Here is a 24,034-nt window from a genome sequence, read left to right on the forward strand (position 1 = left end):
AGCTAAAAAAAGCCTTTCCAAATCAACTACTTTTACCACTCTTCACCGCCTGTGACGTTTGCTCGTCGCCGGCAGCGGATGCGTACTTTACGGATCTCGAGGCAGCTTGGCAATAGCCTGACGTAAAAAAAGTGCGCACCGGCACATCGTCCTTATCCACACCCCTCTCCTCATGACACCTCAGTGGATAACCGTGCGCCCAAACGGGGAGCACAAGGGCAAGCTGTAGGGCGTTCAAGTCCAGGTACCAAGCGCCGAAGGATGGGGAGAACAGCAGAGAGGGGGAAAAGCAGAGAGGGAGAGCCGAAGGCGAAGGAAGGGAGCGGGAGAAGAAGAAAAGAGCGAGAACCGCTGATCGCGAGCAGAAAGCGGCTACGCCAGCCAGGCAGCGAGCTGGCAGAAATCCGCCAGCTCGCTTAATCGACGGGAACTCAGGATTTCAGCTTGCGCATCAACGCCAATGCAGGACCCGATGCGACATAGGTTCCAAACAGCAACAACAGCATGACCGAAGGCTCGATGGAGATCACCACAAAGCCAAGCACGATGGCCAGCAGCACCACAAAGGGTACGGGGCCTTTCAAGTCCACGTCCTTGAAGCTGTAATAGCGAATATTGCTGACCATCAAGATGCCGGCAGCACCCACCACCAGCAGCATCAGCAACTTGAACCCGAGTGCAGTGGCATCGAAGCTGTGGAAGGTCCAGACGCTGGCAGCCACCAGTGCCGCCGCCGAGGGGCTGGGCAACCCGATAAACCATTTCTTGTCGACACTGCCGATCTGGACATTGAATCGCGCCAGTCTCAAGGCCGCGCAAGCGACATAAAGAAAGGCCACCACCCAACCCGTCTTGCCGATGTCCTGAAGAATCCAGGTGAAGGCGACAAGCCCGGGCGCCATGCCAAAGGAAATCATGTCCGCCAGGCTGTCATACTCCGCACCGAACTCACTTTGGGTATTGGTCAAACGCGCCACGCGCCCATCCAGCCCATCGAGCACCATGGCAATGAAGATCGCTACCGACGCTGCAGTAAAGTCACCATTGAGAGCCGCCACCACAGCAAAGAAGCCGGAAAACAGCGCTGAGGTCGTAAACAGGTTGGGCAACAGATAGATCCCCCGCCGGCGCACCTTCTTGCCGTCCTCCACTGCCTCCTCCACAACTTCGGACTCCCGCATGAAGGCGCTTGCCAGATCTTCTTCCTGCGACTCCCGCGGGGTCGGCTCACGCTTGCCTGCGTCTTCGCTCATCTCTGTCATCCATTGGCTTCGGGTATGAAAGGCATTCTACACCACTCAACCTTCACCGCCCTGCCGACGTCAAGGCAACTCTTGTCTTGCCCCAGACTCGTGATAGGACTCCCCACCTCAGGCGCGCTAACAGCGCGATGCCAGCAAACGCAAAAGGGAGAAGCCTCAGCTTCTCCCTTTTGCTATACGCCGGCAGTCTGGACGACCTGACGGTCGCCCAGACAGGGCTGCATCAGTTCTTGGTCTTGTCGACCAGCTGATTGGCGGCGATCCACGGCATCATGCCACGCAGCTTCTCGCCAACCTGCTCAATCTCGTGCTCCGCATTCAGGCGACGACGCGCCGTCATGGACGGATAGTTGGTGTTGCCTTCGTTGATGAACATCTTGGCATATTCACCCGTCTGGATACGCTTGAGCGCATTGCGCATCGCCGCGCGAGACTCGTCGTTGATGACCTCAGGGCCGGTCACGTACTCGCCATACTCCGCGTTGTTGGAGATGGAGTAGTTCATGTTGGCGATACCGCCTTCATACATCAGATCGACGATCAGCTTCAGCTCGTGCAGACACTCGAAGTAGGCCATCTCAGGCGCGTAGCCTGCTTCCGTCAGCGTCTCGAAGCCGGCCTTGACCAGTTCTACTGCACCACCACACAGCACCGCCTGCTCACCAAAGAGGTCAGTCTCGGTCTCATCCTTGAAGGTGGTCTCGATAATCCCGCTACGACCGCCACCAATGGCTGCCGCATAGGACAGGCACAGCTCTTTGGCTTGGCCAGTCGCGTCCTGATGGATAGCGATCAGGTCCGGGATGCCGCCGCCGCGAGTGAACTCGGAGCGCACGGTGTGACCAGGTGCCTTCGGAGCAATCATCACCACGTCCAGATCCTTGCGCGGCTCGATCTGGTTGTAGTGGATGTTGAAACCATGAGCGAATGCCAGCGTCGCACCTTCCTTGAGGTTCGGCTCGATATCCTGCTCATAGATGGCCTTCTGATTCTCGTCAGGTGCCAGCACCATGACGACGTCAGCAGACTGGCATGCCTCAGCGACGGAGGCCACCTTGAGACCTGCCGCTTCGGCCTTGGCCGCCGAGGAAGACCCGGGACGCAGGGCAACGGTCACGGAAACGCCAGACTCTTTCAGGTTGTTGGCATGGGCATGGCCCTGAGAACCGTAACCCACGATGGTGACCTGCTTGCTCTGGATCAGCTGAAGGTCACAGTCCTTGTCGTAATAAACGCGCATCTGGTGCTCCTGGATTCGTTTGCCTGCTCGGCGTTAATAGGTCTTGTGGTGTTCAGCGTTGATGGCCACCCGCGCCGTCTTGTGCGGCGCTGGGCGAGTGTCGACCGGCCATGACCAGGTCGCCCATCCATGCAGCCACCTTACCCGCGCACCTGTATTGCGTAAAACGCTATATTTGCAATACTACATCCCAATATGTGAAACGCAGACATTCCCTCTCTTTCTTGCTCGGTGCGATATGGACCTACGCCTGCTGAAGCACTTTCTCGCCCTGGCGGACACGCTGCACTTTGGCCGCGCCAGCGAATCGTGCCATGTCAGCCCATCAACGCTTAGTCGCTCGATTCAACAGCTGGAGGACCAGCTCGGAGTGAGTCTGTTCCAACGCGACAACCGCCACGTCGTCATGACCCCTCAGGGGCATCACTTCCAGCGCTACGCCAAGGAAGCACTGGAACAGTGGGAGCAGGTACGGCTGTCGCTCCAGTCGACGGCGATGCGCTTGAGCGGTGAAATCAGCATCTATTGCTCCGTAACGGCCAGCTACAGCTTCCTCTACAGCCTGCTGGCGGAGTTCCGTCAGCGCTATCCTGATATCGAGCTGAAGCTGCATACCGGCGATCCGGCTCGGGCCATCCAGCGAGTCCTTAACGGCGAAGAGGACATGGCGATCACCTCGCGTCCCAGGCGAATGCCGGAAGGGCTCGCCTTCAAGTCACTGACCCGCTCGGCCCTCGTGTTCATTGCTCCCCAGGAGTCGCAGCCGTGGATTCCGCAGCAGCCGATGAGCCCCAGCCAACCACAGTGGCAGGGTGTTCCCATGATTCTGTCGGAGGGTGGGCTGTCGCGGGAGCTGGCTGACACCTGGTTCAAGGCGCTGGGGGTAAATCCGACGATCTACGCTCAGGTTGCCGGGCACGAGGCCATCGTCAGCATGGTCGGACTGGGCTTCGGGATCGGAGTCGTACCCCGTATCGTGCTGGAGGCAAGCCCTCTGGCTGAACGGGTCAGGATGCTGCCGGTGAAGCCGGAACTGCCTTACTACGATGTGGGTCTATGCGTACTGGAGCGTCGCCTGAAGAGCCCGTTGATCGATGCCCTGTGGCAGGAAGTCGTGGAACGCTGACACCACCCATGAAAACGCCGCCCCGAAGGGCGGCGCAAGGCGTGTGCAGTGAGCGCGAAAGCCAAGTGCTGGCCACACGATCACGACCGCCGCTACAGGCTAAGCACCTTGTCACCACGGGCAATACCGGACACCCCGGTACGCGCCACTTCAAGGACGCCGACCGGCCCCATGGCCTGCAGAAAGGCATCGAGCTTTTCTGCATCTCCGGTGATCTGCACGGTATACAGACTCGGAGTCACATCGACAATCTGAGCCCGGAAGATATCCACCGTGCGCTTGACCTCGTCGCGGGCGGCACCCAGCGCTTTCACCTTCACCAGCATCAACTCTCGCTCGATGTGGTTGCCTTCGGTGAGATCCACCAGTTTGACCACATCAATCAACTTGTTGAGATGCTTGGTGATCTGCTCGATCACCCGGTCATCACCAACGGTGGTCACCGTCAGACGCGACAGTGTCGGGTCGTCTGTCGGCGCCACATTGAGGGTTTCAATGTTGAAGTTGCGCTGAGAAAACAGTCCCACGACCCGCGACAGCGCACCCGGTTCGTTTTCCATCAGAATCGAGATGATATGTCGCATCAGGTCCGCTCCGTCTTGGAAAGCAGCATGTCACGCATGGAGCCCAGGGGCACCTGCATCGGATAGACGTGCTCGTGCGGGTCCACCGCGACATCGAGGAACACCAGCTCATGGGTGTCTGCAAAGGTTCTTGCCAAGGCTTCCTCGAGATCTTCCTTCTTCTCGACCCTCAACGCCGTGAAGCCGTAGGACTGGATCAGCATCTGGAAGTCCGGCAGCGACTCCATGTAAGAGTGCGCGTGACGCGACTTGTAGTTGAGGTCCTGCCACTGCCTCACCATCCCCAGGGAACCGTTGTTCAGATTGATGATCTTGACCCCACCACCAAACTGCTTACAGGTGGAAAGCTCCTGCATCATCATCTGGAAGCTGCCTTCGCCGGTGACGCAGACGACTTCTTCCTCGGGGAAGTTCTGCTTGACGCCCATGGCCGCCGGAAACCCGAACCCCATCGTGCCCAGGCCACCAGACGTGATCAGGCGGTTGGGCTTGTCAAACTTGTAGTACTGCGCCGCAAACATCTGGTGCTGCCCAACATCGGTGGTAACGAAGGCTTCACCCCGCGTTACCCGGCAGATGGCCTCGATGACTTCCTGGGGCTTGAGCACTTCTCCCGGCTTGGAGGGCTCGTAGAGCTTGCCCTTGCGGTCCTCGCGCCAACCATCGATGGTCTTCCACCAGTCCTTGAGTGCCTCCGGATTGGCAATCTCATGACCTTGCACCAGGCTGATCATCTCGTTGATCACACTGGCGGCCGGGCCCACGATCGGCACGTCTGCACGCACCGTCTTTGACACCGAGCTTGGGTCGATGTCGACGTGGATGATCTTCGCCGTAGGGCAAAACTTGGACGTGTTGTTGGTAACGCGATCGTCGAAGCGCGCACCGATGGCGATCACCAGATCCGCATGGTGCATGGCCATGTTGGATTCGTAGCTACCGTGCATCCCCAGCCAGCCAAGGCACTGACTGTCACTCTGGGGATAAGCACCGATGCCCATCAACGTGGTGGTGATAGGAAAGCCAAGCTGCTTGACCAGATCGGTGAGGCCTTCGCTGGCACGCCCCTGTACGACACCGCCCCCCGTATAGAAGACCGGACGGCGCGCCTTCAGCATCAACTCCACCGCCTTCTTGATCTGACCGGTATGGCCGCGGCTCACCGGGTTGTACGAGCGAATCTTTACCTTTTTCGGGTAGACGTACTCGTAACGCTCGGTGGGGGCCGTCATATCTTTCGGGATATCGACCAGAACAGGACCAGGACGGCCCGTCGCTGCCAGGTAAAATGCCTTCTTCAGCACCTCGGGAATTTCGCTGGGGTGCTTGATCGAGAAGCTATGTTTCACGATCGGGCGGGTCACACCGACGATATCGGTTTCCTGGAAGGCATCGTCACCAATCAGGTGACTCATGACCTGACCGCAAAGCACGACCATCGGAATCGAGTCCATGTAAGCGGTCGCGATGCCGGTCACCGCGTTGGTGGCACCTGGACCAGACGTCACCAGCACGACGCCAGGATTGCCCGAGGCACGCGCATAGCCATCGGCGGCATGGGTGGCAGCCTGTTCGTGGCGCACGAGGATGTGCTTGACCTTGTCCTGACGGAACAAGGCGTCGTAGATGTGTAGCGCGGCGCCGCCTGGATAGCCGTAGATGTATTCCACGCCCTCATCCTGGAGGAAGCGGGCGATCATGTCCGCGCCTGAAAGCAATTCCACAGATGTATCTCCCCTGGAGGTCTCGAGTGCGATTCGTACCGGTTATCGGCACGAAGTCGAGTGCAGCGATATGCTGCTGCCGGCGCACCGGCACCTGATGCCAAACCCTGGCGTCCGTCGGCCCGGTTGGGGCCTGCACTCTCATCACGGCGGGTCACCGCGTCGGGGCGTTGGCCAGGCGGGGCGGTTAACCCTCACCTGGAAGTCCTTCGGCGGGTAGAGGCACGCAGGCCTACCCTTCACGCGGCGTTGGGGGGTCTCCCATGGTGCCGCGCCCGCAGTCAGGAACCCACAAGATTCCAATAGCGCCCAGTGACTGTCAACCGCCGTTCTTGACCCGCACGCTCCCTGCACCGTGCAGGCGATCCCGTTATCGCGGTGATGGATCACCTGCATTGGCCATGCCCACGACCAATGTCTAAGCCCTGGAGCTCGAAGTATTCCTGCTTGGCTGCTGTAATGAGATGGACAGGTGACACGATTCACTTTTTCACATCCAGCCCATCGTCACCACACGAACCAAGCCTGTAACGCGCGCGTGCGCTCCTGGGCAACACCTTCGCGGGCACTTGGCCGAGAGCACAGGATGCCGCATGAGTGAATCGATTCATCTTTTCATCATGCTCTCTTTGACGACAATCACAACAGCTCAACGAGGACTTGCCATGTCCAGAATCGTCCAATGGTCCATCACCGTCGCCCTTGCGGGCTTTCTCTTCGGCTTCGACACGGCGGTCATTTCCGGCGCCGACAAGCCGATTCAATCCCTGTGGGGGCTAAGCGACCTGCAGCATGGCCTGCTGATCATGTCGATGGCGCTGTGGGGCACAGTCATCGGTGCCATTTTCGGCAACTGGCCCACCGATACGCTCGGCCGGCGCGCCACCCTATTGATGATCGGCGTCTTGTATCTGGTCTCTGCGGTGGGGTCGGCCATCGTGTCCGATCCTTGGCTATTTGCCTTCTTCCGTCTGATCGGAGGGATTGGCGTGGGGATTTCTTCCGTCGCTGCGCCAACCTACATTTCGGAAATTGCCCCACCGCGCCAGCGTGGCTTTCTCGTTGCCCTTTATCAGTTCAACATCGTGTTTGGCATCCTGATGGCGTTCGTGTCGAACTATGTGATCGGCAGCGTGATCGGCGATGACGCCTGGCGCTGGATGCTCGGCATTGAGGCCGTTCCTGCGCTGATCTACACCCTCATGATCACCCGTGTGCCACGCAGTCCACGCTGGCTGATCCTGAACAAGAACGCTATCGAGGAAGCGGCAAGCGTGCTGCGCTTGATCAATCCCGCAGCAGACGTGGATGCCGACATCGCCGCCATCCGTGACGCAGAAGCGCAAGAGCAGTCTGCCAAAGCCCCCTTCTTTTCACGACGCTATCGCCTACCGCTTCTGCTGGCCTTTCTGATTGCCTTCTTCAACCAACTCTCGGGCATCAACTTCATCATCTACTATGCCCCACGAGTGCTCGAGGCAGCCGAGCTGGGCAGCCAAGCCGCCTTGCTCTCCACCGCTGGCATCGGATTGGTCAATCTCATCTTTACCATGATCGGCATGTCGCTGATTGACCGCTTCGGGCGACGCACTCTGCTGTTCATAGGATCGGCGGGATACCTGGTCTCTCTGGTCATGATCTCACGAGCCTTCTTTGCAGAGGCCCTAGGCGGCATCGAGGTTCCCATGCTGCTGGCACTGTTTATTGCGGCCCACGCCATCAGCCAGGGTGCCGTTATCTGGGTCTTTATCTCGGAGGTGTTTCCCAACCACGTGCGCGCCCGAGGACAATCGTTTGGCGCCTCCATTCACTGGGTATTTGCGGCGCTGATTACCTTGGTCATGCCCTGGATTCTCAGCACCTTCAATGGTGGCCCGGTGTTTGCTTTCTTCGCCCTCATGATGCTGCTGCAACTGCTTTTCGTGATATTCCTGATGCCTGAAACCAAAAACGTCAGTCTGGAAGAGCTGCAACGACATCTGGTAGGCGACAACGTCAGGCTGCGCCGGGTCCGCCTTTCCGGGGCACGTGTCCTGCGCTGAACGATGGGCCAGCGAGAGACCTGGCACCGCTATCAACATTGCCCGGCCCTGCTGTCACAATAGCCCGGCCCTGCTGTCACAATAGCCCGCCCCTGCTATCAAAAAGCCCGCCGGGTGGGGAACCGGGCGGGCAAGGGGGTCACAGGACGCAACCTGAACTTCAGTATAGCGAGAGGCATGAAATCTGCCTGATAACGCTTACCGATACTTCATAACAGCAGAGACTGTAAGTGAACTCATCCCCTTCATGAGGAAGGGGATGACACCCAAGGGCTTAAACAGACGGACGACCGGGCACACGTCAGTGGGCAAAACGTAGCTGACCGTCATCCGCCACCACTCGAATCACCTCTCCGGGGGTGAACTTGCCCGCCAGCAAGTCCTGGGCCAGCGGATTCTCGATACGGCTTTGCACCGCTCGCTTCAAGGGACGTGCGCCATAGACGGGGTCGAAGCCGACCACCGCCAACAAAGCCAGCGCTTCGTCGCTGACCTCCAACCCCAGTTCGTGTTCAGCCAGACGCGAACGCAAGCGCTCAAGCTGGATGCCGGCGATCTCTTGAATCTGCTCTTGCCCAAGCGCGTGGAAGACCACCACCTCGTCGATTCGGTTGATCAACTCTGGGCGGAAGTGGGTGCCCACTACCTCCATCACTGCCTGGCGCATGCTGTCATAGTCTGCGTCATCCCCACCAAAATGCTGAATGATGTCGGAGCCCAGATTCGACGTCATGACGATGACCGTATTACGGAAATCCACGGTGCGCCCCTGCCCATCGGTCAGGCGCCCGTCCTCCAGCACCTGCAGCAGAATGTTGAAGACGTCTGGGTGGGCTTTTTCCACCTCATCCAGCAACAACACCGAATACGGCTTGCGACGCACCGCCTCGGTCAGGTACCCACCTTCTTCATAGCCGACGTATCCGGGAGGAGCGCCGATCAAGCGTGCAACGGAATGCTTCTCCATGAATTCAGACATGTCGATGCGAACCATGGCTTCCTCGGTATCGAACAGGAAGTTGGCCAACGACTTGCACAGTTCGGTCTTGCCCACGCCGGTGGGGCCGAGGAACAGGAAAGAGCCATTGGGACGCTGAGGATCTGCCAATCCTGCGCGTGAACGGCGCACCGCATTGGACACCGCTGTGACCGCCTCTTCCTGGCCGATGACGCGCTCGTGGAGCGCCTCTTCCATGCGCAATAACTTGTCGCGCTCGCCCTCCAGCATCTTGGCCACCGGAATGCCGGTCCACCGGGATACGACCTCGGCAATTTCCTCCTCGGTGACGTTGGAGCGCAGCAGGGTGTGATGGCGCGTATCGGCTTCCGCGTCTCCGCTCTCGGCAATCTTCTTCTCAAGCTCCGGAATCACCCCGTACTGAAGCTCCGACATGCGCCCGAGGTCACCCTGGCGTCGTGCCTGCTCCAGATCTACCCGCGCGCGATCAAGCTCATCCTTGAATTGGGCAGCTCCCTGAATGCTGGCTTTCTCGGCCTTCCAGATCTCGTCGAGATCAGCGTATTCACGCTCCAGCTCCTCGATCTGCTCGACGAGGGTTTCCAGTCGCTTGCGCGAGGCTTCATCAGTTTCCTTCTTGAGGTGCTCACGCTCCATCTTGAGCTGAATCAGGCGACGATCCAGACGGTCCATCTCCTCAGGCTTGGAATCCAGCTCCATGCGAATACGTGACGAGGCCTCGTCGATCAGGTCAATGGCCTTGTCCGGCAACTGCCGATCGGTAATGTAGCGGGTCGACAGCTTGGCGGCAGCGATGATCGCCCCGTCCGTGATATCCACACCGTGATGAACTTCGTAGCGCTCCTTGAGCCCGCGCAGAATCGCAACGGTATCCTCTTCGCTCGGCTCATCCACCAGCACCTTCTGGAAGCGACGTTCGAGCGCGGCATCTTTCTCGATGTACTGACGATACTCGTCAAGGGTGGTGGCACCGACACAGTGCAACTCACCGCGAGCCAGCGCCGGCTTTAGCATATTGCCGGCGTCCATCGCCCCCTCGGCCTTGCCTGCGCCCACCATGGTGTGCAGTTCGTCAATAAACAGGATGACCCGGCCCTCTTCCTGAGCCAGCTCATTCAACACCGACTTCAGGCGCTCCTCGAACTCACCACGAAACTTGGCGCCAGCCAACAGGGCTCCCATATCCAGCGACAGCACGCGCTTGTCCTTCAGCCCTTCTGGCACTTCACCATTGATGATGCGACTCGCCAGGCCCTCGACGATAGCCGTCTTGCCGACCCCTGGCTCGCCGATCAATACCGGGTTGTTCTTGGTGCGCCGCTGCAGTACTTGAATGGTGCGACGGATTTCATCATCGCGACCAATGACCGGATCCAGCTTGCCATCCGCAGCCCGCTGGGTCAGATCCAGGGTGTACTTCTCCAGCGCCTCACGACTGTCCTCGGCGTTGGCATCATCCACCTTCTGGCCACCTCGAACGCTATCAATCGCCGTCTGCAGAGACGCCTGGGTGACCCCTGCCTGGGTAAGGACCTTTGATACCGCGTGCTTCATGGCCAGCGCGGCCAGTAGCACCAACTCGCTGGCGATATATTGATCGCCGCGTTTCTGGGCCTCTGCATCGGTCAAGTTGAACAGCTTTATCAAATCGCGAGAGGGCTGCACCTCGCCATCAAAGTGGGCAACCTTTGGCATATCGTCGAGCAGACCTGCGAGTCCATCTCGCATCCTTGCGGCATCGCCGCCGGCCTTCTGGACCAGCGCCTTGATGCCGGTATCGCGATTGTCGAGCAGTGCCAGCAGCAGGTGTGCGGGCTCCATCTGATTGTGTCCACGGCCCACGGCCAACGACTGGGCATCGGCAATGGCTTGCTGAAGCTTTGCAGTAAACTTGTCGAAACGCATCGATATCTCCTTGGGGATGGCGATGCGATCGGACGCACCGCGTGACCCTGTCAATGTGACTTGACAGAGATATGGCGGTGCTTTAGCAAGGTTTCAAGTCGGGTTAGCGCTGCTGCAGCGGGCGTGCTGCAACGCCAGGGGCTTAGACTCCAGGCGCAGGCTGGCAGGTGACATATCGACACTAGGTCCTGTCGCAGAGCTGCGAATCACGGTCTCGCTGACGACTCGACACCCCCTGCCCCAGCCCTTCGGCAATCCGTCCAAGCTGCATGACGACCTTGGCCCCCACATCCTCGTCTCCCCCCGCCTGCTGACGCCGACGGTACTCTGCACACACCGAGGCCCAGCGCGCTGCATCGTCGGGGTCCAGCGTGCCCCTCAAGGCACGCAGCTTGAGCAGGTTTTCTTCCGCACCGCTGGTCAGCAGTTGCGCCTCACCCAGGTAGTGATCGTCGATCAGTGCATCGATATCGCCGTCGGTCATCGCAGGAGACAGCTTCTCCACCAACTTGGCCATGTTGCGATAGCTGCCTTGAAGCAGAAATGGAGGCTCTTCCCGGTAGCTATCGGCTTGGGCACTGGACGCGATATAAGCGCCATTGACCTTGAGAATGACGTCGCGTATCCGGTGCATTCTGGTCAGCAGGGCGACGATCTCATCTCTTTCTGCCCCACTGTAGTCATGTTCCAGCTCACTGACCGGCACCTCCCTGCCAGCGGCCATGTCGATGAACCGGTAAACGTCCTCCATACCCCGGGTCAACAGGGGGGCCAGCACCGGGTGAGCGCTCAAGCTATTCTCGATGTACGACTGGGCAAAGATGGTCGCTGTGCCGGAGAGAATATCGCCGAGATTGTAGATATCAGCACGGTTGGCAAGCATGTCAGGCACACGAAACGCCTTGCCCTCCTCGGTATAGGGATTGCCGGCCATCACAATGCAGAAGCGTTTTCCCCGCAACTGATAGGTACGCGAGGTGCCGCGCCAGACACCATCGATGGTGCGTGTGGCGTCGCTCAGCGAGATGAACTTCTGCAGGAACTCTGGATCCGTGTGCTGGATGTCATCAAGATAGAGCATGACGTTGTTGCCCATTTCCAGCGCCAGGTTGACCTTCTCCAGTTCGGCTCGTGCCGTGGCATGAGGCGCCTTCTGTGGATCGAGTGATGTCACCTCTCGCCCCAGACTCGGGCAGTTGATCTTCATGAAGATAAGGCCCAGACGATGGGCGACATACTCCATCAGCGTGGTCTTGCCATAGCCGGGGGGTGAAATCAGCATCAACAGCCCCATCAGGTCGCTGCGTCGCTTCGCTCCCACGGTACCCAGTTGTTTGGCCATGTTGTCGCCAATCAACGGCAGATAGCTCTCGCTGATCAATCGGTTGCGTACAAAGGACGTCAGCGGGCGAGGCCTGAAGGCAGTGACATCAAGACGCCTGCCTTGTTCTTCCAGCACGCTCTTGCGCAGGTCCTGCAGCTGCTCCCACGCAGGCTCCACCCGTGCCAGATGGTGTTCGAGACGATGCTCGAAGTCATCAAGGCGAAGCATCAACCTGCGTGATTCGATCAGGCCATGATCGCCGAGCAATCCCTCGACGGGAACGCTCAACTCAGCCTCCCGCGGCGTCCAGGACAGCTGGTCGCCAGCGTCGATCATCGCCACTACCTCGTCCAGATAGTAGCGCTCCAACTCATCGATACCCGCCGCGTGACTCCAGGCACTCAGCCAGCGTCGGGTCGCCATCCAGCGGTCTGCCGCACGCCGGGTCAGGACCTGTCGCATGGCCTCGAAGGCAGCTCTCTGCTGGCCACGATCTAGCGCCTCGCGAAAGGCGTTGGCCAACCGGTCCGCATGCTGAGACACCTCGATGCCCTGCTGATCGGCTGCCAGCCATTCGACCAGATACGTCGCGGCTTCGTGACAGCGCTCCTCCGCCCCCAGCGCCACCACCAACTCATAGGTGGATAGCAGCGGTGCGAGTTCTGCCACCAGGTCGCGTTTCAGCTCGTCGCTTCCGTATTCCCGCAGTATCTGTCCTGCGCCCACACAGTGGGCAATCAACTCCTGGGCCTCGGCGGTCGGCAACCCCAACCAGTAGTGAAGACCCACAGCGCGTGCCAAGGGCGAGAAGCGCAACAGCCCCGCCTGACGTCGGGCCGGCTCGAGCACCGCGATAATGCGAGCCGCATCATGGTCATGCACCCCTTGCTCGTATCCTTCACGGAAGCGGGGAGCCGCAAACTGCCGAACGGACGCCTCGAGGGCATCCATGTCCGCCGTGTCCACGACAGCATCGACATGCTGCAGGTAACGATACGCCAGATATTCACCACGATAGACCTGTGGCGACTCGGAGGGCAGGTGCTGCGTCCATAGCGGTGACAGGGCCTGGAGCTCAGCACAGGTCAGCACCTCGTAAAACTGGGTACCGGTGATATGGAGAGTGAGCTGGTCGTCTCTGGGTACCAGCGTCAGCGAGACCTCCTGGCGATTGACGGAGAAGCGATGACGCGGCCCCAGCCGGATAACCTGCCCCCCGTCTTCAAATAGGTCGGCACGATCCCTGACGCTGCGCAACGCCGCATCGCGGACAGCCACCAGCCGCGCCTCCAGATCATCCGCCTCCATGGTGGCGCCCAGCTCACGCAGGCTCGCGACCGAGTCGATGACCTTCTCGATCATCGGGTCGGCGGCGAGAAAGGCCTGCAGAGCCGCCTCTTCCTCGAAGCGCTCCGCCCGACGAGGCACACCGTCGAGGATCCGCTCAGCCGCCTGAGACATCGCCATCACCCGCCCACGGCGCTGCTGAGCCAGCTGTTCACGCTTGGTCTCGATGGCCTCCTGGCAATGCTCTCGCTGCTGAACAATCGAGGTGAGAAACGCCGCCTGCTCGCCAAATTCGGCCTCCAGTTCCTGCAGCAGGTCCAACATGCGGGTCAATAGCTCAGTGGCGTCATCCGGCGCGGAAATGGCCGCGATACCCGATGCCAGGCTCTGTTCGAACAGTCGCAAGCGCGCTCCAAAGCGAGCCTTCTGTTCGACAACCGTGAGCTCCTCGAGGCGTCGTTCCGCTGACGTGCGCTCGCGATTGAGCGAGGCAAAAACGGTCGCCAGCATCTGATTGACGTTGACCTCAAGCTCTGGATTCTTGCCACCCAGGGTAGCCAGCATGGCCTGAACCAGGTCCAACCCTTCGGCGATCTCGCGATAGTCCGCCACGCAATCCGCCAGCGCCTGACGAGCCGTGGCCTGCTGACTTCTGTCCACCAGCGCCGCAAGGCTATCGCGGTAGCCCTGCAAGGCGTCTGGGGTGGCGAGAAAGGCAAGGGTCCTGTCGATCAGGCGCTGCTCGATCTCCGCCACGGTCTGGTCCATGCTGTCGACCGCTTCAACATCCACATAACGACGCTGCGCCAGGGTACGCACGTCACCGCGAAACTGCCGAACGGCCTTCAGCTGTCGCAGAAATGGCTCTGGATGGTGCCAGCTATCCGGTGTGATACCTCGCTTCAGTGTGCTCAGCTGTGCCGACGCTCGGGTGACCGCCTCGGCGGATTGGCGACGGATCTCTTCGACTTTTTCAAACTCGTCGCCGATCGTCTCGGCCGTTTCACGAATACGCTGAATCTGTTCAGGCAGGTGCTGGACATCCGTCTCGCCGTCTTCTCCCGGCAGGGGTATTTCATCGATCCAGTAGTACTGCTCGAGCAAGCGATCGCAGCCCTTGATCAGCTGCGCCAGGTACGCATCGTAGGGTTGCAATCCTCGCACCAGCCCTGCCAGGTCGTTGAGCTCGGCCAGTCCCCGAACCAGCTCCGCGTTACCGATACGGCCTAGCTGGCTGTCATTGTCAGCGGCGTGGCGAGCATGCTGGATATCAGACAGAAAGGGGGTAATCCATATCTGCAAGGGGTGCACCAACGAGGGTTCACGCTCCGCATTGAACAGCACCAGATGGCCGTTATCGAACAGCGCTGCACCGTGTCCCAGCAATGGCGCATCGGCCTGCTTGGTGACCAGGTTGTAGCGATAGAACACCACCCTCCCGCTGCTGCCGGCATAGAAGTGGTACAGCACATCTTCGCCGTTGGGCGAGCGAACGGATCGCAACAGACGCATGGGCTCGGCCGGTACGTCAAAGGTCTTGAGCTGACCATTGCTGAGCAGATACCCAGACGCAAACATCAGCCCGTGGTTGTCTGGCAGCAGCACAATGCCGCTATCCATCGCATCACAGCGCTGAATACCTCGCGTCGGCCGGTGGAAGGCGTAGTAGCGCATCACCTTTTCGGCGAAAGGGCGAATCCTGACGAGCAGCAGCTCGCCCAGGTCGGCGTACTCGACACTGGCGTCATCCAACGACTGCGAGTCAGACTCCACCCTGTCGGTATAGATCCCCTCGCCGCTGTCGGTATTGTTCTCGACCTTGAAGGTCACCGAGCCGCCGAGGTTATCGACGAACAGCGTATCGGCAATATTGATGTGCGGAGAACGCCCCTGAACATGGTCGTCTCTGCTGACTCGCCGCCAGGCAAAGTCAAACCGGTCAGGCAGACTCAGGTCACGGTCGCCGCGGTTGTCGATGTAGCGACTGACGTTGCCAAGGGCGTCCAGCTCCCAGCGGAAGACTCGACGATCCTCGAGCTTCTCGCCAATCTGGAAGTCCATCAGCAGCATGCCCTTGAGGATGACCAACTGGGACAGCGTGGCATGACTGTAGTACTGCTGGAGTTCCTGAAAATCGGTATTGAAACGCTCGTCGGTCAGAAAGCTCTCCGACACCCCCAACTCAGCAACACTAAACGCATCCTCCTGGTCATCGACCCGATAGAGACGAAACACATCCTCCACGCGCAGCGCCCGCTTGAGGCCTAGCTGAACGTGAAAGCCAAACAGCATTTGGTCGCCAATACGGACGGCATCACGGGCAATCGACTTCAACTCGGTGCGCACTCGACCTCGCCCCAGCAACACCATCGAGGTAGCGCCAAAGGTCTGTTCACGCAGGGTGTTGAGGGAAGCGCTCAGTCGTTCGAGTTGCTGCCCTTGTGTGGCCAGGCGGCGAGCAAGCAGTGCATAGGAAGAACCATCTTCGTGAAGCTTGGCGTGTTGGGGATCGGAGTCAGCCATGGTGCCGGAATGCCTATTGCAGAAGTGGAAGCAGCATCGTTGCGATAGCCCGGACACGGCCGAGCTATCGCTGGATGTGTGAGCGTCTTACTGCTGATGATCCTTGGCAGAAGCACGGCTCATTGCATTGCCGGCCAGACCAGCCATGAGGGTTTGCAGCGCGGGCGCCTTGTCCATTACGCCCTGCACCCCCTTGCCGATCCCCAACCCCTTGGAGAAGGTATCGAAGATGCCACCGTCACCGCCGATCAGCTCAAACTTGGCGCCTTTCAGTGCTTCCGCCATCACTCGTCCATTTTCCTGCACCGCTACACGCTGCATATCGATGCTGGCCAGCGTCTCCTTCTCAAGCAGCTCAAGGTTCATGCGGAACTGCTCGAACTCACGAGCATCGGCGGACATGGCGTCGTACGCCTTCAACTTCTCGACCAGACCATTGGCTTCGGCCCGGGCCAGGGCTTCTCGAGCAGACGCCTTCGCCAGCCCCATTTTTTCCTCACCAGACGCTTCTGCCTCGAGGCGCTGTTCAAGTACTCGAACATCCGCAAGACCCGCATCTTCGTCGGCCTTGGCCTTGACCGAAATGACCTCTGCCTCAACCAAGCCCTCCGCACGCAGGGCCTTGGCGCGAGTTTCCTGTACCTGCGCCTGCGCCAATCCCTCGGCAGCCGCCAATGCCTGCTGGCCGCGAGCCTGCTTTTCATCTGCGACCGCACGCTTCTCCGCCGCCTCTGCCTCGGCCTGGGCACGCACCAGCACTTCGTCGGCCTCCAGCTTGGCACGCTCGAAGGCGGCCTCGGCCAGGCGCAGCTCCTTGATCTTGGTCTCTTCTGCCTCAGCCTCGGCGGCCACCACGCTGGTGACCTTGCGGCGATCAGCCTCGGCACGGTTTCGCACATCCCGAATATGCTCTTCTTCCTCTGCCACGTTGCGCTCCACCGAGATGCGCTCGCTGGTGATCACCGCGATCTCCTTGCGCTCGACTTCCAGGGTCTTCTCCATGCCGATACGCTCGACCTCGACGCTGCGCTGACGATTGACGTCCTCGAGTTCACGCGCCTGCTGGATACGCACTTCCTCGATCTGTACCGCGCGCTCCCGCGCCTTTTCGGCCATCTCGACCTGACGGCGCATGTTCTCGCTGGCGACGGCGAGCTCTTCGTCGGTCTTGATACGCGCCGCTTCAGCCTTGGCCCGCTCCTGCTCCTTCACCTGCTCTGTCTCGGCTTCCTCACGGGCTCGAATCGTCTCGATTTCCCGAGTCTGGCGGGCCTCGGCGTCAGCCTGAGACTTGTCCAGCTCAAGCGAGGCCTCACGGGCCGCGACGTTCTTGCGCTTGATTTCCAGCTCCTGGTCGCGCTCAAGCCGGTTGGTATCCACGTTGTGGGCCGCCGTGATTTCGGTAATGCGGCGAATGCCTTCAGAGTCGAGGATGTTATTGGGATCCAGGGCGGACTTGGGCGTCTGCTCCAGATAGTCGATGGCGACATCTTCCAGCACATAGCCGTTGAGATCTTCACCGATGGTCTGGATGATCATGTCGCGAAAACGCTGCCGCTCCTCGAACAGCTGCATGAACTCGAGTTTCTTGCCGACGGTCTTGAGTGCCTCACTGAACTTGGCATTGAACAGTTCATTCACCGCGTTTCTATCGGAAGCACGGTCGACGCCAACGGACTTGGCGACCCTCAGGACATCCTGCGCGGTCTCGTTGACACGCAGATAGAACGCGACCGAGATATCTGCTCGCAGGTTATCCTTGCAGATCAGTCCTTCTTTCCCTTGGCGGTTCAATTCCAGGGTAATCACCGAGATCTTCATCGTTTCATCACGATGAATGACGGGCAGTACCATGGCCCCGGTAAAGTAGACCTTGGGGGTCTTGGACATATCATTGACGATCAACGCCTGCCCTTGATCAATCTTCTTGTAGAAAGCCTTGATCAACAACATGATTGACACAATGACCAGCACGATGACGCCTACCACTACCAAGGCGGGCATCACCCACGAAAAGTCCATTTCAAACGGCATAATATCTTCCATTGATTGCACCCCATTCCCTGTCGTATATCGTTATGTTTCGGCGCCTACGTTGCATATCCACGTTGGCTTGCGAAGCACTATGGAGACCTTCGCGAAGCATGATCTACATCGATCCAGCAAGACTTACCCCGGCGTGACATCTTCCACCCAGTAATAAAGCCCCCGTTCTTCCCGCACCAGCAGCACTCTCATCCCATGCTTGAGTGGCGTTACGGCCCTGACATTCACGGTCAAATCGACACCTTCCCGGCTGACCCTGGCCCGCCCTCGACAGCTATCCCTGGCCAGTCCTGTCACCACAGCGCTCAAGCCTTCCATGCAGTGTTCTTGATGGTGCTGATACAAGGTCGCAAATACGGGGCGCAGCCATCGCGCCAGTATGACGGCAAGCAGATAACCGGCCACGACGGAAATGACCAGGATTCCCAGCGAGATCATCATCCACCCGCCTGAGGACCACTGATAGGAGATAGCTGACAGCTGAAGCACGTAGCTACTAAGCCAGGAAAACAGGGACAGCAGTGTCACCGTCATGGGCAAGGGGACACCATGCAGACCTAACGTCGCCAACAGGCCGGAAAGATCAAACGCCCCTTCCGCATCGATGTCGACCAGGTCCGTCATGTCGCCATCCATAAAACCCAATAGAGTAATCAGCCAATACAGCACTGACACCATCAGAAGTATCGTGAACAGCAATGTAGGGAAATTAAATGCAACAATAAAAAAACGAGACACTCCGGACATTACGGATACCCAGCTGCGGTGTACGTCGATCCCACTTTCACAAGAAGATGACGCTAACACCTCCCTCTTAGGGACGGCATAGCCATAGTCCTACAAGCTTCTCGATTTCAAAAATTCATAAAAAAGGCACGGAGATACAGCCGTTCCCGAGTGACACATCACGGGAACAACCTAAACAAATGAACTCTGAAACATCAGTCAGCCTGTCGTTGCCTTCTCTCGTTACAGGGCAACGCCCGTGCCAGACCTTCCACGCACGCACCTTGGCGTCGAGATACCCGTGCCACATAGCGCCTGTACTGGGCCATGAACAAGAGAAGCAGCGGAGAACACACGAAAAGAAGGGAAAGACGGACAGCAAGCAAAGCAGCGCACGGCGGCCAACAGCACTACCTGCGTCACAACCTGGCAGGCAGCGTCGCCTTCATCGGGCCGCAGCGCATCGTCCACAGGACCAAAGGGAGATCCTACGCCACCGCCCGTCGCCGATGGCGTAGGACGAGACCATAGCGCTGCGGCTATCGCAGCCAGATGACGCTGGCCATGCGCCCCGTCACGCCGTCATCGCGGCGGTGAGAGTAGAAACGGGATTCACAGGCAGTGCAGAAGTGCCCGCCACTGACGTGAGCCACACCCAGGCGCTCCAGTCGCAACCTCGCCAGCCGGTAAAGATCCGCCATGTAGTGACCCAGTCGATACGGGCTGGGCTCAAACGCACTGGAGGCTTCAGGGTGCACACCACAGAACGCCTCCCGTACTTCAGGACCCACCTCGAACTGGGCGTTCGAGATGGCAGGTCCCAGCCAAGCCAGCAGTTCGCCGGCGGGGCTCCCCAGCGAGGCGACAGTAGCTTCCAGCACGCCGCCTGCCAGGCTGCGCCAGCCGGCGTGGGCGACCGCGACGCGCTCGCCACTCCGGTCGCAGAAAAAGACCGGCAGGCAGTCGGCCGTCATTACCACACAGGCATAGTCCCGAGTCGTCGCCACCGCCGCATCGGCCTTGGGCGTCTCATCGCACCAACCGTGCTGCACACTGGCGCCATGGACCTGGTCCAGCCACAGCAGGGGCCGCTCATCGCCAATTTCCTTGCCCAGCTGGCGTCGGCAGAGACTGACGTGCTCCGGCTTGTCGCCTACATGACTGGCGGTGTTGAAAGCGGCATAGGGGCCCTGGCTGGGCCCACTCTCGCGAGTGGTGACAAAGGCGCCCACATTCGCCGGTGCCGGCCAGTCTGGCAGGATAACGCTGGGGCGAAGATCAAGGGCGTCTGTCATTGCATGGTCTCCGCATCAACGCGCAGATAATCCAGCAGCATCAGCAAGTCATCCGGCAGCGCGGCGTGGAAACTGACCTCCTCGCCATGACGCGGATGCACAAAGGCCAAGCGGCGAGCGTGCAATGCCTGGCGAGGAAACTCACGCAGAATTTCCTTCAATGTCTGGCCCGCCCCCGGTGGCAGCTTGAGTCGACCACCGTAAACCGGATCACCGATCAGCGGAAAGCGCCGGTGGGCCATATGCACCCGAATCTGGTGGGTACGGCCGGTCTCCAGCTTGCAGCGCACATGACTGTGGGCGCGGAAGCGCTCGACGACCCGATAGTGGGTCACCGCCGGCTTGCCCGATGCGGTGACCGCCTGGCGCTTACGATCCTTGGGATGACGTCCGATCGGGGCATCAACCGTTCCTCCGGAGGTCATCTTGCCCACCACGATGGCGTCGTACTCCCGCGATACCGTGCGGGCCTGCAGCTGCGCCACCAGGTCCGCGTGGGCGGCCAGGGTCTTGGCCACCACCATCAATCCGCTGGTGTCCTTGTCGAGGCGATGCACGATACCCGCCCGGGGCAATGTCGCGGCATCAGGAAAGTGATGCAGCAGTGCGTTCAGCAGGGTGCCGTCAGGGTTCCCCGCAGCCGGATGAACCACCAGTCCCGGCGGCTTGTTGACCACCAGTACATCATCGTCCTCGTAGACCACATCCAGTGGGATGTCTTCGGCCTCAAAGCGCGTATCGTCGGCGATATGCGCCGTCAACGACAGTCTTTCGCCGCCGTGCACCTTATCCTTTGGCCTGGCAGTCGCGCCATCCAGGGTCAAGGAGCCATCCTTGATCCAGCCCTTGAGGCGCTCCCGGGAAAAGTCGGAGAACAGCTCAGCCGCGGCCTGGTCGAGGCGAAAGCCTGCCATCTCAAGGGGAATGCGGTGGTGAACATCGAGGGTCTGGGACATAGGTGCGGACGACGTCTCTTGGCATGAAAGTCAATGGAACCAGTGGTTCGCCTGCGCCCAAAGCGTGTTCCGAAGTGCAGGAGGACTGCGTTTCAGGACAAGGTGCTTTATAGTGGGCGGATCGCGGCCGATTCTACCACGGCCGACCCGGGTTGTTTGACACGAGGACCAAGATGCGCGTTTTCACTATTTCCGCTACTCGCCTGGGCGCCCTGGTGTTGATGGGCGCGGTGCTCGGCGGCTGCGCCAGCAACGACGTCGAAGAAGAGCGCTACGACGGCGCTACCGAGCGCCAGCTCTATCAGGAGGGCCGCGAGGCGTTGGAAAATGGCAGTTTCACCACCGCCATGAACCGCCTGGAGGCGATCGATACCCGCTTCCCCTTCGGAGACTATGCCGAGCAGGCCCAGCTTGAGCTGATCTACACGTACTACGAAACGGACGATTGGGAGGGCACTCGTGCCGCCGCCAGTCGCTTCATTCGTCTGCACCCCAATCACCCCCAGGTCGACTATGCCTACTACATGCGAGGCCTGGCCGCCTGGCAGGCAGGTCGCTTCAGTCTTGAGTCGCTGAAAGTCATCGACATCTCCGAGCGTGACCTTGGGGCCACCCGAGATGCCTATACCGATTTCACTGACCTGACCAACCGCTACCCCGACAGCCAGTACGCACCCGATGCTCGTCAACGCATCATCTATTTGCGTAACCTGCTGGCCCAGCACGAGCTCCACGTGGCCGACTTCTATCTGCGCAAGAAGGCCTACATGGCGGCAGTCCAGCGCGGCCGCTGGGTCATCGAGAACTACCCCCAGGCAGAAGCGACCCGTGACGCCCTGGCGGTCATGGTCGAAGGCTACCTGGGAATGGGTATGCGCGATCGCGCCAGCGAGACTCTGCAGGTACTGCTTGAGAACGACCCCGACAACGAGCGCCTCGATGGTCGCCGCTTCGAACCCAAGTACGTGGACGAAGCACCGCTCAGCGCCTGATCACGATACAAGCGCGGATTACGATGGAAAAAGGGGCTGCTGACGCAGCCCCTTTTCTTGATGGTGACGTCTTGCGGTCACAGCGCAGCCTCTGGCCAGCGCCCTCTTCTGGCCAGAGCACCCTCTACGGAACAGCGCCGCTATCGTGACCGACCGCTACCCGGCGGCCTCTGGTGTGTGGGCCGCGACGCCACCACGCTTGAACCGCTTGCGCCGTTGAAGGCCCCAGTAGGCGAACGTGAAATACACCAGCGTGCACCAGATGGTCACGTCGTAGAACAGCTCGCGATTCACGTAGTATTCGTAGAGATCCGGGCTATCGAACATGACTCGCCAGGCCAAGACGGCGGGCACGATCAAACCTACCCCGCACCAGATGACGACAATGCCCTTGGACAGCCAGGTCTTGTCCTCGATCCTCTGGCGATGCTTCTCCGCCGCCTTGCGTTCATGGCGTTCAGCCACCCGCTGATGGAAGTCTTCCAGCGCGCGCTGCTGCTCTGGATAGGCCTCACAGGCCCCTGCCCGCCGCGCGAGAACGACATAGATCAGGATGGAGACACACCAGGTAGGGAGAAACAGATAGTAGAACGGCATGATATCCAGCACGTTCAGTCCCACACCAAAGGCCAGCGAAAGAAGCCAACTGGCAATGGCTGGACGATTGTCTGCCAGCCCCTTGAAGCTGGCCCAGTATGACGTCATGCCAAGCCGCGGGAACAGCTGGTACTCGGCAAAGGCAATCCCGCCTACGGGCACCAGTATCAGGCCCGCATAGGTCAGCAAGGGCAGCATGCTGCGGTAGACGAACGGGAAACAGCTCGCCCCCATGACGCCTAAGCCTACCAGCATGGTCACTTTCCAGCGCTTGACTTCAGGCATCAAGGCTTGAGCTGCCAGGCCTGCTCGGTACAAGTTCGAATTGGCGGTCGTCCATCCTGCCACGACCACGATGACGAAACCGGAAAGTCCGAGCGCATAGAAAGCCACATCGCCGGGGTCCACCACCATGATGCTGAGCTTCATGGTAGCCGCGGTCGCCGCCCCCATGAGCCCGGCCGAGATCCAGGCAACGTAGTGACCAAACATCATGCCTGTACAGGTGGCCAGACCGTAGCGCACCTTGCGTGCATAACGCAGAAGCGCCATATCGATCAGTCCGAAGTGCGCAAAGGTATTGGCCGCCCATGCAAAACCGATGACCTCCCAGAGACCGATACCTGGCTCGCCTTCAGCGTTGACGCCGGTGAACACGCTGGCACTGGCAATGGCAATGAAATCAGAGACACTGGTGAGTGTCGTGAAGCCCGTCACCGACTCCGCCAGCGCTGGAATCAGCACCATGCCCCCGGCGGTAAACATGACCATCAACCAGGGGGCACAGATACTGGCAAACTCGCTTAGCGCGTTGAAGCCAAACGCTGCCACCAGCACCACGATCGCCCCTACGGCAAAGGCAATCAGCACAAAAGCCACGTCCGTAGGGTAGGGAGCCACTTGCGGAGGCACATCGAACAGCACGCGTACTGCGGTCGCTGACACCGTGATCATGGCCGCCGAGATGGCCGAGAAGATCACCACATTGGCGCCATTGTAGAGCTTGGCCATGACATTACCGGCGATCCGCTCCAGATAGGCAAACAGGCTCAATCGCGTGCCTACCGCGATCGGGGCCGTAATCAGCGTGAAGCTCAACACCGCCAACGTATTGCCGATGATCAAGCCGATCAGGATGTCCCATATTCCCGCCCCCAGGCCGACAAAGGTGGCACCTATCACGAACTCCGTCGCAGCGACGTGTTCCGCCGCATAGAGCCCGAGAAAGTGTCTGGCACCATGCTGCTTGTGAGGCGACACCGGCAGCTGCTCATCGTCGATGCGCTCCAGCGGCTGATGGGGGTTGAACCCGGATGAAGCCATGGCAATCTCCTTGTCCCGGCGCAGGACACTACGCCTGGTATCACGAGGCAGTGGGCGGCCTGGCGCTAGCTTCACGCCGGCAAATGACGTCCACAGCCGATGC

At 59.8% G+C, this 24,034-nt stretch carries 14 protein-coding genes; 3 read left to right on the forward strand and 11 right to left on the reverse strand.

Annotated features, from left to right (window positions below):
• Positions 1-431: 431 nt before the first annotated feature.
• Entirely contained in the window at positions 432-1,253 is an 822-nt protein-coding gene (pssA, locus tag KUV41_RS00805) for a CDP-diacylglycerol--serine O-phosphatidyltransferase (RefSeq protein ID WP_206943964.1), read from the reverse strand.
• A 232-nt stretch (positions 1,254-1,485) separates the two neighbouring features.
• On the reverse strand, positions 1,486-2,517 hold the full coding sequence (ilvC, locus tag KUV41_RS00810) for a ketol-acid reductoisomerase (protein ID WP_224852159.1): 1,032 nt from the start codon (positions 2,515-2,517) through the stop codon (positions 1,486-1,488).
• Between the two features lie 223 nt (positions 2,518-2,740).
• Here ilvC and ilvY point away from each other — a divergent pair, with 223 nt between their 5' ends.
• Positions 2,741-3,628, forward strand: coding sequence for an HTH-type transcriptional activator IlvY (ilvY, locus tag KUV41_RS00815; RefSeq protein ID WP_206943966.1), 888 nt, complete (start codon positions 2,741-2,743; stop codon positions 3,626-3,628).
• Between the two features lie 92 nt (positions 3,629-3,720).
• On the opposite strand, the gene ilvN is transcribed toward ilvY, so the two are convergent.
• Together ilvN and KUV41_RS00825 are read right to left on the reverse strand one after the other, a co-directional pair.
• On the reverse strand, positions 3,721-4,212 hold the full coding sequence (gene ilvN, locus KUV41_RS00820) for an acetolactate synthase small subunit (RefSeq protein ID WP_206943968.1): 492 nt from the start codon (positions 4,210-4,212) through the stop codon (positions 3,721-3,723).
• Positions 4,212-5,936, reverse strand: a complete 1,725-nt coding sequence (locus KUV41_RS00825) for an acetolactate synthase 3 large subunit (RefSeq protein ID WP_206943969.1) — start codon at positions 5,934-5,936, stop codon at positions 4,212-4,214. Before KUV41_RS00825 ends, ilvN begins: the two co-directional genes overlap by 1 nt.
• Positions 5,937-6,556: 620 nt before the next feature.
• On the opposite strand from KUV41_RS00825, the gene KUV41_RS00830 reads away from it, so the two are divergent.
• Positions 6,557-7,978, forward strand: a complete 1,422-nt coding sequence (locus KUV41_RS00830; protein ID WP_222483886.1) for a sugar porter family MFS transporter — start codon at positions 6,557-6,559, stop codon at positions 7,976-7,978.
• Positions 7,979-8,279: 301 nt separating this feature from the next.
• On the opposite strand, the gene clpB is transcribed toward KUV41_RS00830, so the two are convergent.
• From clpB to rluD, 6 genes are all read right to left on the reverse strand, one after another.
• The gene (clpB, locus tag KUV41_RS00835; protein ID WP_222239140.1) at positions 8,280-10,862 is read right to left on the reverse strand and encodes an ATP-dependent chaperone ClpB; all 2,583 of its coding nucleotides are present in this window, start codon (positions 10,860-10,862) and stop codon (positions 8,280-8,282) included.
• 181 nt (positions 10,863-11,043) lie between these two features.
• Entirely contained in the window at positions 11,044-15,996 is a 4,953-nt protein-coding gene (locus KUV41_RS00840; RefSeq protein ID WP_222483726.1) for a DNA repair ATPase, read from the reverse strand.
• Between the two features lie 87 nt (positions 15,997-16,083).
• Positions 16,084-18,030 (reverse strand): hypothetical protein, encoded by a 1,947-nt coding sequence (locus KUV41_RS00845; protein WP_224908844.1) that lies wholly within the window; start codon positions 18,028-18,030, stop codon positions 16,084-16,086.
• Between the two features lie 135 nt (positions 18,031-18,165).
• Complete coding sequence (locus KUV41_RS00850; protein ID WP_222483727.1) at positions 18,166-18,666, reverse strand: hypothetical protein; 501 nt, start codon at positions 18,664-18,666, stop codon at positions 18,166-18,168.
• Between the two features lie 641 nt (positions 18,667-19,307).
• Positions 19,308-20,063 carry a peptidoglycan editing factor PgeF gene (gene pgeF, locus KUV41_RS00855; RefSeq protein WP_206943974.1) on the reverse strand — a complete coding sequence of 252 codons (756 nt, stop codon included), beginning with the start codon at positions 20,061-20,063 and terminating at the stop codon, positions 19,308-19,310.
• On the reverse strand, positions 20,060-21,019 hold the full coding sequence (gene rluD, locus KUV41_RS00860; protein ID WP_222239137.1) for a 23S rRNA pseudouridine(1911/1915/1917) synthase RluD: 960 nt from the start codon (positions 21,017-21,019) through the stop codon (positions 20,060-20,062). Before rluD ends, pgeF begins: the two co-directional genes overlap by 4 nt.
• Before the next feature lie 173 nt (positions 21,020-21,192).
• Here rluD and KUV41_RS00865 point away from each other — a divergent pair, with 173 nt between their 5' ends.
• The gene (locus tag KUV41_RS00865) at positions 21,193-22,011 is read left to right on the forward strand and encodes an outer membrane protein assembly factor BamD (protein WP_206943977.1); all 819 of its coding nucleotides are present in this window, start codon (positions 21,193-21,195) and stop codon (positions 22,009-22,011) included.
• 156 nt (positions 22,012-22,167) lie between these two features.
• Here the strand turns inward: KUV41_RS00865 and KUV41_RS00870 are convergent, their stop codons facing one another.
• Entirely contained in the window at positions 22,168-23,931 is a 1,764-nt protein-coding gene (locus tag KUV41_RS00870; protein ID WP_206943979.1) for a purine-cytosine permease family protein, read from the reverse strand.
• Between the last annotated feature and the right edge of the window lie 103 nt (positions 23,932-24,034).

It is taken from the genome of Halomonas sp. DP8Y7-1 (genome assembly GCF_019801685.1).
Classification (GTDB): domain Bacteria; phylum Pseudomonadota; class Gammaproteobacteria; order Pseudomonadales; family Halomonadaceae; genus Halomonas; species Halomonas litopenaei_A.